Origin of the sequence: Klebsiella sp. MISC125, assembly GCF_051131775.1 — a bacterium.
In the GTDB taxonomy this organism is placed as follows: Bacteria; Pseudomonadota; Gammaproteobacteria; order Enterobacterales; family Enterobacteriaceae; genus Klebsiella.
Window position 1 is genome coordinate 1,045,435 of sequence record NZ_CP180448.1, and the last position, 12,250, is coordinate 1,057,684.

At 50.8% G+C, this 12,250-nt stretch carries 9 protein-coding genes; 6 read left to right on the plus strand and 3 right to left on the minus strand.

The features are described 5' to 3' along the window. Position 1: 1 nt before the first annotated feature. Positions 2 to 229, minus strand: a complete 228-nt coding sequence (locus ACMYSL_RS04995) for a hypothetical protein (RefSeq protein WP_049094912.1) — start codon at positions 227 to 229, stop codon at positions 2 to 4. Between the two features lie 300 nt (positions 230 to 529). After that, a complete protein-coding gene (locus ACMYSL_RS05000) occupies positions 530 to 748 on the minus strand; it encodes a cold shock domain-containing protein (RefSeq protein ID WP_138110041.1) in 219 nt (72 codons plus the stop codon). 266 nt (positions 749 to 1,014) lie between these two features. Here ACMYSL_RS05000 and cspF point away from each other — a divergent pair, with 266 nt between their 5' ends. From cspF to ACMYSL_RS05015, 3 genes are all read left to right on the plus strand, one after another. Next, positions 1,015 to 1,227, plus strand: a complete 213-nt coding sequence (cspF, locus tag ACMYSL_RS05005) for a cold shock-like protein CspF (protein ID WP_138110042.1) — start codon at positions 1,015 to 1,017, stop codon at positions 1,225 to 1,227. 102 nt (positions 1,228 to 1,329) lie between these two features. Beyond that, positions 1,330 to 1,473 (plus strand): YnfU family zinc-binding protein, encoded by a 144-nt coding sequence (locus ACMYSL_RS05010; RefSeq protein ID WP_434663949.1) that lies wholly within the window; start codon positions 1,330 to 1,332, stop codon positions 1,471 to 1,473. Between the two features lie 155 nt (positions 1,474 to 1,628). Further along, positions 1,629 to 10,211, plus strand: coding sequence for a GH36-type glycosyl hydrolase domain-containing protein (locus tag ACMYSL_RS05015; protein WP_434661603.1), 8,583 nt, complete (start codon positions 1,629 to 1,631; stop codon positions 10,209 to 10,211). Positions 10,212 to 10,230: 19 nt separating this feature from the next. On the opposite strand, the gene ACMYSL_RS05020 is transcribed toward ACMYSL_RS05015, so the two are convergent. After that, the gene (locus ACMYSL_RS05020) at positions 10,231 to 10,464 is read right to left on the minus strand and encodes a hypothetical protein (protein WP_004132711.1); all 234 of its coding nucleotides are present in this window, start codon (positions 10,462 to 10,464) and stop codon (positions 10,231 to 10,233) included. 153 nt (positions 10,465 to 10,617) lie between these two features. On the opposite strand from ACMYSL_RS05020, the gene ACMYSL_RS05025 reads away from it, so the two are divergent. From ACMYSL_RS05025 to lpxP, 3 genes are all read left to right on the plus strand, one after another. Further along, positions 10,618 to 10,794, plus strand: coding sequence for a YnfU family zinc-binding protein (locus tag ACMYSL_RS05025; RefSeq protein ID WP_213076229.1), 177 nt, complete (start codon positions 10,618 to 10,620; stop codon positions 10,792 to 10,794). A 69-nt stretch (positions 10,795 to 10,863) separates the two neighbouring features. Beyond that, the gene (locus ACMYSL_RS05030) at positions 10,864 to 11,136 is read left to right on the plus strand and encodes a hypothetical protein (protein WP_434661604.1); all 273 of its coding nucleotides are present in this window, start codon (positions 10,864 to 10,866) and stop codon (positions 11,134 to 11,136) included. 202 nt (positions 11,137 to 11,338) lie between these two features. Beyond that, positions 11,339 to 12,247: a kdo(2)-lipid IV(A) palmitoleoyltransferase gene (gene lpxP / locus ACMYSL_RS05035; protein ID WP_138110044.1), complete on the plus strand. Its 909-nt coding sequence runs from the start codon at positions 11,339 to 11,341 to the stop codon at positions 12,245 to 12,247. Positions 12,248 to 12,250: the final 3 nt, after the last annotated feature.

Below are 12,250 nucleotides of genomic sequence, written 5' to 3' on the forward strand. Positions count from 1 at the left end.
GCTATAAATATTTCCTGGCCGCATCAAGTATCTCCTGTGACGTTAACTCCCTGTCAGTAGCCACGTAAACAATACCATGATCGCCAGTTAAGGAAGGAAAACCTGCAGACATAATCCGAAGATGTGTTTCTTCACCGTTTGGATATTCCTGCCTGACAGAGGATATACCTTCCAGAACGGTCATGACTTTACAGGATTCAGCATTAAAGAAAACAAGGACTTTAATCATATTCTATTACCCTGTTCTCTCGTGGGTGTTAACTGGCAGATGCCATTAAGGTCAAAGCCATTACGTGGTGCTTTCGGAGATAGCCTCGCTCATTACGCACTTCTTATTTAACAAGCAGTTAGTTTGTGCTTTTAAAATTTTTATGCAGTAGTCCTGCACTTCATTACATCGGTCAGTGCACTCATAATTGTGAAAAATATGCTGATTAGATATTAAGAATAAACGATTTTTCACTGATTTAAGTTATGGGTCTGTCTACTCAGGGATAATTCTTCATCGTTATCGCAGATCCACATTGATTTATTTATCGCAAAGTATTACGTATGCAGCAGCAGGACCTTTGTCTCCGATCTGAATGGCGAATTCAACTTTCTGTCCTTCAAATAAAGTTTTAAAGTTGTCGCCATTAAGCGCAGAAAAATGGACAACGATATCTTTGCTGCCATCAAGAGGAGAGATGAAGCCAAAACCTTTGTCTTCGTTAAACCATTTTACCAGGCCTGTAATTCTAGAGGTCATACTGACTCCTGTTATACATCATTGTATTGATAGTAAACGTATGGACTCAAAAAGAGGGGATATCAACGATAGCGCCTGGTAATGAGAACTGCCCGGAAAATTTCTAACTTTCATTAGTACATCGAACTGATGGGATTCATTAAGGCACAGGGAATCGATATAAGCAAATTATCTTTTAGCCGTCCAGAGGTCCTGCAGGGAAAATAAAAGTGGCTGAATGCCATTTTCAATGTATAGTCTTTGCGTGTTTTCAATAAGGAATTGACTTGTCCCGTAAAATGACAGGAATTGTCAAAAGCTTTGATATTCTTAGTGGTAAAGGCCTCATCATCCCATCTGATGGACGAAAAGACGTTCTGCTTCACATTTCAGCCGTTAACTCCCGCGAATCAGAATTACTCATCCCTGGAAGGCGCATAGAGTTTTGCCGGATAAACGGTCTCAGGGGGCCTGTGGCTGCGAACATTTATCTTTCCTGATTTTTATTGTGTCAAAATAAATAGATTAAAAATTGACCACATGTGGTACGGTGAAGCTCATTCATTGAAAGGTTAATGGTTATGTCTGTTATCAATTACGCAATGAAATTCTTCAGCAGTGCGTCTACTGCCACTGCTGCCTGTCCTGTTTGTGGCTTAAAATCAGCACAACCGTTGTCAAAAATCCGGCGCAATCAGACCATGCTTTGCCCCGGATGTAAGGCTCTGTTTATTTCCCGACGCTAGCTCGACCAAAACCGCAGAACAGAGCTCATGTCCTATACTTATGTTAGATTCCGGCAGCTGTTAAATCCCTGATGCCTGACGCCCATCCTGAGAGAACGTTTCTGAACTGATTTCGCAACTGCTCCTGCGCGCTAACGTCGCATCAGAGCAATGCTATGAAAATGAACCCCAGAGCGTGGTTTAACCGCTCCCGTATTCTGATGAATGCTGCCGAAAACATAACGTTTTCGGCGAACGATCCTGCCGGTGAAAGCTCGCTGCGGTCAGAACTCTTTTCGACCGTACAGATGGAACGCTACGGCCAGAAGCTGGCGCGGACTCATAAAGTATCACCGGATAAGCATCCTTATCATCTTCTGAAACGGCTTGGCGACAATGAGGCCGTCATTACCCAAAACTGCTATGAGCTTAACGCGGGTAAAAAGACCAGTATCATGCCCGCCGGTGAATGGCTGCTGGACAATTATTATCTGATTGAGGAACAAATCCGCACTGTCCGCCAGCATCTGCCGAAAAGTTTTGGAAAAGGTCTCCCGTCGCTGGTATCGCCGCTGAATTGTCCACGAATTTATCATATTGCATCAGAGGCCATTGCTCACGGCGATGGCCGCTGGGATGCCGCCAGCCTGACCAGCTATCTCACTGCCTATCAACAGGTGACACCGCTGACGCTGGGTGAAGTCTGGGCGTTACCGGGAATGCTGCGCCTGGCGCTGATTGAAAATCTTCGTCGTATCAGTATGGAAGTGATAAAAGCGCAGCAGGACAGAAACCTTGCCGATACGTGGATAACAAGGATTGTCGAATGCGCAGAGAGTGCGCCTGGTGATTTAATCATGGTGGTTGCCGATATGGCGCGCTCCCGACCTCCGTTAACCAGTGCGTTTGTCGCAGAGCTGGTGCGGCGCCTGCAGGGGCATGGCAACGCGCTGTCGTTACCTCTGACCTGGGTTGATCAGTGCCTTCGGGAACAGGGGATCACCACTGACGTTCTCATACATAGTTTCAATCAGCAGCTTGCCGCCAGCCAGCTGTCCGTCAGTAACAGCATCGCGGGCCTGCGTTTATTGAGTGAAACGGACTGGGCTGATTTCGCCGAAACGATAAGCGTTGTCGAACAGGCATTACGCAATGATCCTGCCGGCATCTATCCCCGGATGCACTTTAATACCCGGGATCATTACCGGCACGTAGTTGAGGTTCTGGCCAGAGACAGCGGTCTCAGCGAGCCTGAGGTTGCTGAGAAGGCGCTGGCGTTTTCAGAGGAAAAAGCGCCCGATACACCGGAACATCATGTTGGTTATTATCTTGCGGGCGAAGGTCGACAGGCGCTGGATATTCATCTCCTGGCAGACACTTCAGGGCTCATACGCTTGCGGCACAGTTTCAACAGAATAACCCTGCTGTCATGGCTTGGAAGCCTGGCGTTGCTGACAACCGCAGCGACCGCAGCAATATTGCACGAAACCGCCATGCAGGGCGCAGACTGGCTATTGATCGCGATGATATTACCTCTGATTATCGCTTTAACTCAGTTAATGAGCGATTTGCTCAGTGATGCAACCACCCGTTTTCGCGTTCCTCGACCCTTGCCGGGGATGGATTTTTCAGCCGGTATTCCCGCTGACAGTGCCACCATGTTAGTCATTCCCTGCATGTTGACCAGCCACGAAAGTTTCAGTCAGCTCCTCACCAGTCTTGAAGTTTGCTGGTTGGGGAATGAAAACGAAAATCTCAGGTTCGCGCTGCTCACAGACTTCGCTGATTCTGAAAATGAACCCTCGCCGGAAAGTCACGCGCTGCTCAGAAAGGCTATCGCCGATACGCAGGCGCTTAATCGCCGCTACCCCTCCGGCCGACCACGTTTTTATCTGTTACATCGTCAGCCTGAATGGAACCCCTCGGAAGGAGCGTGGATGGGCTATGAACGCAAGCGGGGAAAACTGGCGTTACTGAACAGCTGGTTGCGCCATCCCGGAACGCAATTCGTCAGCGTTGCAGACATGCCTGCCCATCTTTTACCGGGCCACATAAAATACGTCATTACCCTGGACAGCGATACGGTGCTCCCGCGCGATACGGCACACAAACTCGTCGCGACGATGGCGCATCCGCTGAATACGCCTGTGTATGATCCGGTACGCCAGAGGGTTGTCAAAGGATTCGGTATTTTACAGCCCGGTCTTGCGGAGGAGATACCACGCAACGGTCAGGGGCGTTACGCAGCCCTGCGCAGCAGCGTACCGGGCAATAACCCTTATTCGATGATGTCTTCGGATATCTATCAGGATCTCTTTGGGGAAGGCTCGTTTGTGGGCAAAGGGATTTACGATGTTGATATTTTTATGCAGGCCACTACGAACATCTGCCCGGAAAATCTGGTACTCAGCCACGATCTGCTTGAAGGATGCTATGCACGTTCGGGTCTGCTGAGCGAGGTGTTACTGTACGAACAGTACCCTAATAATTATCTGTCGGATGTTGCACGACGTTCACGCTGGATCCGGGGTGACTGGCAACTGCTTAACTGGCTAAAACCACGCGTCAGAAAAGCCGATGGAACCCGGGGCAGGAATCCGCTGACCGCGCTTTCTTACTGGAAATTACTCGATAATCTACGTCGCAGTCTGGTCGCCCCCTCCTTACTGATATTGCTGTTCTTCACTCTGCTTTGGGTACCCAATCCGGTTTACTGGCTGGGCATACTGTTGCTGATATGGTTGTTGCCAGCCATCCTCTGCATTAGCCACGACCTTCTGCATAAACCTCTGCGTCGCCGCGTGAAGTCGCATCTGTTACTGGTGGGGGCGGGCGCGCTAAAGCGTCTGTCAGGTATCAGCCTTAATTTTGCGATACTGCCGCACGAAGCCGGATATTCGCTGAAAGCGATCGCCGTGACGCTATGGCGACTGGGGATAAGCAGGCGTCACCTCAGCCAGTGGGTCAGCCACAGCCAGGACAGCAGTCAGGCCAGACCCACTGTTGCACGTTTTTATCAGGCGATGTGGCTGAACGCTGCCGGTGGCGTGGCGCTGACAATACTGACCGGACAATTTGCCCCACAGCTGCTGGGGATTGCGTTACCGATCGGTTTGGTATGGTGTGTGGCACCGCTGCTGATGAGCTGGCTGAGTCGCCAGCCCGTGCGAAAGGTTTTTTCGCCTAATCAGGAACAAAAACAGCTGTTACGCCAGACAAGCCGTGAAATCTGGGCTTTTTTTGAAACATTTGCCACAGCAAAAGAGAACTGGCTTCCGCCTGATAATTATCAGGAAATACCACAACCGACGGTGGCACACCGAACTTCTCCTACCAATATTGGTCTTTCACTTATGGCTAACCTGACGGCATGGGACTTTGGCTACCTGCCTGGCGGAGAGGTGCTCCGGCGCGTGTCGCTCACGCTCGACACGATGGATAAAATGGAGCACTACCGGGGCCATCTCTACAACTGGTATGACACCCGTACGCTGGTCCCCCTCAGTCCACGCTATATCTCCAGCGTCGACAGCGGCAATATGGCCGGGCATTTATTGACCCTGCGTGCAGGCCTGTCCGCCATGCGTCATCAGCCTGTTTTAAGCAACCAACAGATACTGGCAGGACTGAACGATACGCTGGATATTCTGGAAAAACAGTGGGGTAAGAACCCACCTGACAGCCTGAGACTGCTGCGCAAGCATTGCCTGAACGCGGTGTCGCTCTCTCCGCAGGCGCTTTTCAGCGAACTGAAAAGCATGCGCACCCAGTGCAACCATCTGACCAGCGCATGTCATCAGGGATCTCCTCTTCAGATGCGCTGGGCTGGACATCTGGAGCATCAACTGGTTCAGCTTTGCCATGAGTGGTCTCTGTTGCTTGGCTGGTTGCCTGCATCCTGGAATGAACAGACGCTGCCGACGCTGAGCGAGCTTGCCCGTCCGACATTAACCGGTACAGGAACGCCTCCGGCGTCAGTGGCGGAGCAGGCCCGAATGCGACTCAATATTATCACCGAGCTGGAACAGCGGCTGGATGAGCATGCCCGGATGGATTTCGCCTTTCTGTACAGTGAAGCGACCAGTCTGCTCAGCGTCGGTTATAACTGTGACACCAATATGCCTGACAAGAGCCACTACGATCTCCTGCCGTCTGAAATCCGCCTGACCAGTTTTCTTGCCATTGCGACTAATCAGCTGCCTCTTAAAAGCTGGTACGCGCTGGGTCGATTGTTTACCACGATTGATAATGAAACTGCCCTGATGTCATGGAGCGGATCCATGTTTGAATATCTGATGCCGAATCTGGTGATGCCCACCTGGCCCGGCAGCCTGCTCGATGAAATGAGTCAGTCGGCGGTTATGCGCCAGATTCACTGGGGGAAAGAACGCGGGGTACCATGGGGTGTTTCAGAGTCTGGCTATCATGCTTTTGATGTTCAGCATAATTATCAGTATCAGGCATTTGGCGTACCGGGGCTCGGTCTACGCAGGGGACTTGCCGATGACATGGTTGTCGCTCCTTACGCCACGCTGCTGGCGCTGATGGTTTCCCCGCAGAAAGCTTGTGAGAATCTGTTCAGGCTGCAAAAAAATGGTGCATGCGGAGAATACGGTTTTTATGAAGCGCTGGACTATACCCCCTCACGTCTTGCAACCGGTCAGCTCTATGCGGTGGTACAGTCCTGGATGGCGCATCACCAGGGTATGGCATTTCAGGCGCTGGCTCATGTGCTGCTTGATGCCCCCATGACTGAACGCTTTATGTCCAGTACGGTATTCCGGTCAGCGAGTCTGCTGTTACAGGAGCGCGTGCCGGATGCGGTCGATCTGTACAGTCCGCGCCGTCATTTTGAATCTCATGAGGGCATGGTCAAACCCGTTCGCTATGAACCCCGTATTTTCTATAGCGTGGATACCCCCGCCCCGGATATTCAACTCCTGTCCAACGGCCATTATCATCTGATGTTGACCGCGGGCGGCGGCGGTTACAGTCGCTGGAATGATATTGCACTAACGCGCTGGCGCAGTGATACCACCCGTGATAACTGGGGAGCATTCTGCTACATCCGCGATACCCAGACGGGAGATGTGTGGAGCAATACCTGGCAACCAACAGGCTACACCAGCGGACAAGACGAGGAAGTGTTGTTCACCGATGCGGGGGCAGAATTCAGACGCAGCTTAGGGGGACTCAGCGTCAAAACTCAGGTGGTGATCTCTCCGGAGGATGATGTTGAATTGCGACGGCTCACACTGATTCATCGTGGTCGCAAGCCTCGCTCTCTGGAGCTGACAACCTATGCTGAAGTGGTACTGGCACCTGATGCCAGCGATCTGGCACACCCGGCATTCAGCAATTTGTTTATTCAGACTGAGCTGGCTCCTGAGCGTGACGCTATTCTTTGCCACCGGCGCCCGCGCTCACCGGATGAACCGGGCCCTTGCCTGTTTCACATGATGGTGGTGCACGGCGATAACCGACATAACGTGTCGTTTGAAACGGACAGGGCAAGGTTTATTGGACGTGGCAGAAACCCTGCGAATGCACAGGCAATAGAGACGGGAGGGATGCTAGGCAACACGTCGGGCTCGGTGCTGGATCCGATACTGGCAATTCGCAACGCCATTATTCTGCAGCCGGGGCAGCCGGTTACGATTGATATCATTTATGGCATCAGCGAGACCCGTCAGCAGAGCCTGGCGTTGCTGGAGAAATATCGCGATTACCCTATCGCCGATCGCGTCTTTGAACTGGCCTGGTCTCACAGTCTGGTGGTATTGCGCCAGATGAACGCCAGTGAAGATGATGCCACGTTGTTCAATAGTCTCGCCAGCGCTGTGCTTTACCCTGTCCAGGAGCTGCGCGCCGAAGGCCAGGCGATCGGCCGCAACCGGCGTGGCCAGTCCGGACTGTGGGGCTGGGCAATTTCAGGGGATCTGCCGATAGTGCTGCTGAGTATAACCAGCGAGGAAAGTATCACCTCAGTGACCACACTGATTCAGGCACACCGTTACTGGAGACAGAAAGGGCTGGATGTTGATTTAGTTATCCTGAATAACAGCCCCGGCGGCTACCAGCAGGGATTACAAAATCAGATTATGGAGTTAATTTATGCCGGGTCTGAAGCCAGTCTGCTGGATAAAAAGGGCGGGCTTTTTGTCCGCAACGGTGAGCATCTCTCCGCTGAGGATAAGTTGCTTTTGATGAGCGTGGCCTGTCTTTATCTTGATGACCGCGCAGGGGGGATTAATGAGCAGCTTAACCAGCGTATTCATACCCTGAAATCGCCGGCAAGGGCATTCATTCCGCGTGCTGTGCGCGAGCGTAATCAACATACGGACTGGAGCCCTGATACCAGTCAGTTATGCCATTTCAATGGGTACGGTGGATTTTCTCAGGATGGGCGGGAGTATCAGATCGTCCTTCGGGAAAATGCGCTTACACCGGCTCCCTGGTCGAACATACTGGCAAATTCTCGTTTTGGCAGTGTGATCTCAGAGGCAGGGCAGGCCTATACCTGGTATGAGAATGCCCATGAATACCGGTTGACGCCGTGGGAGAACGATCCGGTGAGCGATCGCAGCGGCGAGGCATTTTACCTGCGCGATGAAGAGAGCGGGGAGTGCTGGTCGCCGACGGCTTTACCTGTTCGCGGACACGGTGATTACCTGACCCGCCATGGTTTTGGCTACAGCGTTTTTGCCCATCGTGAGAGTGGTATAGACAGCGAGTTGACGGTCCTGGTTGCTGAAGAAGATCCGGTTAAACTGGTGCTCCTGACGCTCAGTAACTCTTCGGGACGGACACGTCAACTTTCCGTCACAGGCTATGTAGAGTGGACGCTCGGAGAAACACTAACGCGCTCAGCCCCTCACATTGTGACACATGTGGCCAGAACGCCCGGCGGCTGCGGGATACTTGCGAATAACTTTTATGGTGATAATGGTGGCGGCCGAACTACATTTTTTGCCGTCAGCGGTAATGACTGTTCTCTGACAGGGGACCGCCGGGAGTTTATTGGCCGTAATGGTTCCCTTCACGCCCCTTCGGCTATGAAACTGCAAAAGCTTTCTGGTAAGACGGGGGCCGGTCTGGATCCCTGCGGAGCGGTGCAATCGGCGGTTACATTAATTGACGGGGACCAGAGGACGTTTATTTTTATCCTCGGCGCAGAGGAGAATGATGTTTGTGCTCAGGAGACGCTGGCCCGCTACATGAACGAGGATACGGTCCGCCAGGAGCTGAACCGGATTCATAATCACTGGCACAATGTTCTCGATAAAATCGTAGTTAACACCCCCGACACGTCCGTAAATTTACTGGTTAATGGCTGGCTGTTGTATCAGACGGTCGCCTGCCGTCTTATGGCCCGGAGTGGCTACTATCAGTCTGGCGGTGCATTTGGTTTTCGCGATCAGCTGCAGGATACGCTGGCTCTGAGCCACGCTGCTCCGGACCGGATGCGTGAACAGATAATACTCTGTGCATCACGGCAGTTTATCGAGGGGGATGTGCAGCACTGGTGGCACCCGCCACACGGCAACGGTGTGCGTACCCGCTGTTCCGATGACTATCTTTGGCTGCCGCTTGCTGTTTGCCACTATGTTGAAACGACGGGGGATATGGATGCACTGGAAATACGCATTCCTTATCTGGAGGGACGCTCGCTTCAGCCTGGTGAAGAGTCTGTCTATGACACGCCGGTCATCAGCGGCACCGAAGAGACACTCTGGTTACACTGCGTCAAAGCTATTCACTATGGACTTCGCTTCGGGGAGCATGGCCTGCCGCTGATGGGGGCTGGTGACTGGAATGACGGGATGAACCGGGTGGGTATCGAAGGCAAAGGTGAAAGCGTCTGGCTGGGCTTCTTCCTGTACGACATTTTGCAGCGGTTTGCAGCGCTGGCGGAGCGCAGGCTGGATGAAAGCGTCGCCGCGATGTGCCGTTCACAGGCTCTGCGCCTGCAAAGTAATCTCGAAGCCCACGCCTGGGATGGGGAATGGTACCGGCGCGGGTATTTTGACGATGGTACTCCCCTGGGATCGAAAACCTCACAGGACTGCCGGATTGATGCGATTGCGCAGAGCTGGTCTGTATTGTCCGGCGCCGCGAGCCTGGGACGGTGCGCAAAGGCCATGCAGGCGCTGGATAAGCACCTTGTGGATAACGAAGGAGGGCTGATCAAACTGTTAACGCCTCCTTTCGACGGACACGGTCCAAATCCGGGCTACATACAGGGGTACCTGCCCGGCGTGCGGGAAAACGGAGGGCAGTATACGCATGGCGCCATCTGGGCAGTGATGGCCTTTGCCCGAATGGGGAATGCCGGACGAGCCTGGCAACTCTGGTCAATGCTCAACCCTGTAAATCATACCCTGAATGCGGACTCTGTCGGGATTTATAAAGCTGAGCCTTATGTCATGAGTGCTGATGTCTACAGCGTCGCTCCCCATACCGGACGTGCAGGGTGGAGCTGGTATACCGGTTCCGCAGGCTGGGCCTGGCGTTTACTTACCGAGGAATTACTGGGGATAAAACGTTCCGGCACTGACTTTAGTGTTCATGCCAGGTTACCGGATGAGTGGTCGTCTTTTTCTATGGCATATCAATATGGTGAAAGCCATTATCAGATTAGTGTTTCACGCGGCGATGCAGAATATTGCGTGACGCTGGATGGTGTTCTCCTCCCTGATGACAGAATACCGCTGAAGGATGATGGACAAAACCATACGGTTGAGATCATTCAGAACTGACACTGATCCCGGAGGTGCATTAACGTCTGCCGTTAATGCGCTGATTATCCCTGAGAACATCAATCGCAGTCTGCATGGCGATTTTGTCATCCCGCCTTTTTTGTTTGTCCTGCATGACCTGAAGGTATTCCAGCAAGGTGCGGGTATTAATCGGTCGGCCCTGTTTACCCACAGCCAGCACGGCTTCGCCAAGAATAATTTTCACAGGCGGTAGTTGTGCCGGATACCAGTCAAGGGTGTCTTCTGATTTCATCTTAAATTTCTCACGGAAGGGTAGTGTATCATAAATAAGACGTTCAATTTTCAATATCTGATATCCTGATTCAGACACAACTTAACATAACTTATGCCAGTTATTTTTATATTAAAGCGTATAATAATTACTGTATTCCTCAGAGAATTATTTATGTCTTATACAAATGGGCTCAGGTATTTTAAAGAAAGACCGGTTCATGTTGCCTGCCCGGTATGTGCACACAGAGCCGATCAGAAAGCAGGTAAACTAAGAAAAGATGCGGTTCTTGAGTGCCCTGCCTGCGGACTGTTGTTCAGACCTTCAGAATGCTGGTGTATCGGCGGCTGATCACTTAACGTCAGTGATGTCGGAAAATGACAACATTCCTCCTGTACTGCTGTTGTCGAGGGTATGATAATGAAATCTAAAAAATCTGTTTTTATTGAAGGGCATATCATGTCGAACAGCTGTCACGGACAGCCTGGCCAACCTTTCTGTATTCACCGGGTCAGGTTTAGTAATGGTAAATATGCGATTATTCGGGTGGAATCCGGGATATGTTTCAAACCAGGCGAAATTATTCAACGAAACGATTGTGAGTGGTTTTATAAACTTACCAAAATTCGGCTTCTTTCTTTTGAGTACCTTGATGATGATGAATCAAGAAGACAATTCCTTGAGTATCAATGATAAAACCATGGATTTATAACAGAATAAATTTGCTGGCTTACAATTCACCCTTGGCTCTTTAAATTATTCACCAGTCATTGAAAAATATTTTTTCCTGAATTTAGATGAATTTAAATTATCTAAAACAAAATGTATCGCTAAAGACGAATTGCCTCATTGTTTTCCTTTTGCGTTATAACCTTCATTAGCATTAAGGAAATTTATGGCACAGACTTTTACTCATAATTTACTTCATCCTCGCCACTGGCTTACCTGGTCTGGTTTGGGTCTGCTGTGGCTTCTCGTTCAACTTCCTTACCCGGTTTTACATATTCTGGGCTCTGGCCTTGGAAAAATATCCAGACCCTTTCTGAAACGCCGGGAACGGATTGCGATTAGAAATATCGAACTGTGCTTTCCCGAGATGACACCGTTTGCCCGGAGCCAGATGGTCAATAAAAACTTTGTTTCTCTCGGGCTGGGACTGATGGAAACAGGAATGGCCTGGTTCTGGAGCGATGCGAGAGTCAAAAAATGGTTTGATGTCGAAGGGCTTGAAAACCTGACCGGTGCGACAAGAGGAGTAATGGTTGTCGGGATTCATTTTATGTCCCTTGAGTTGTGTGGAAGAGTAATGGGGTTATGCCATCCTATGATGGCAACGTATCGCCCACACAATGATCCATTAATGGAATGGGTACAGACAAAAGGGCGTATGCGTTCAAATAAAGCTATGATTAATCGACGTAATTTATCTGGTTTTGTTCATGCGCTAAAAGCAGGTGAAGCCGTTTGGTTTGCACCAGACCAGGATTATGGGTCTAAGGGAAGCGTTTTTGCACCTTTTTTCTCGGTAAAAAAAGCAGCCACGACGAACGGAACGTATGCTCTGTCAAAACTCGCTGGTGCACACTTGATCACACTTAGCATGATTAGACGTAGCGATAAAAAAGGTTATCACATGTATATCAGCAATCCGTTGGCAGGCTATCCAGGGGAAGACAAGGTCGCCGCAGCGGCTTATATGAACAAGGTCATCGAGCGTGAAATTCTCCGTGCCCCTGAGCAATACCTGTGGATGCATCGCAGGTTTAAAACGCGTCCTGAAGGCGAAGTCTCTTTATACAAATGAACA

Coding starts and splice junctions, on each gene's coding strand:
- ACMYSL_RS05025 (WP_213076229.1), top strand. CDS start 10,618: ATGTCTTATACAAATGGGCTCAGGTATTTTAAAGAAAGACCGGTTCAT.
- ACMYSL_RS05020 (WP_004132711.1), bottom strand. CDS start 10,464: ATGAAATCAGAAGACACCCTTGACTGGTATCCGGCACAACTACCGCCT.
- ACMYSL_RS05015 (WP_434661603.1), top strand. CDS start 1,629: ATGAAAATGAACCCCAGAGCGTGGTTTAACCGCTCCCGTATTCTGATG.
- ACMYSL_RS05030 (WP_434661604.1), top strand. CDS start 10,864: ATGAAATCTAAAAAATCTGTTTTTATTGAAGGGCATATCATGTCGAAC.
- ACMYSL_RS05010 (WP_434663949.1), top strand. CDS start 1,330: ATGAAATTCTTCAGCAGTGCGTCTACTGCCACTGCTGCCTGTCCTGTT.
- ACMYSL_RS05000 (WP_138110041.1), bottom strand. CDS start 748: ATGACCTCTAGAATTACAGGCCTGGTAAAATGGTTTAACGAAGACAAA.
- ACMYSL_RS04995 (WP_049094912.1), bottom strand. CDS start 229: ATGATTAAAGTCCTTGTTTTCTTTAATGCTGAATCCTGTAAAGTCATG.
- lpxP (WP_138110044.1), top strand. CDS start 11,339: ATGGCACAGACTTTTACTCATAATTTACTTCATCCTCGCCACTGGCTT.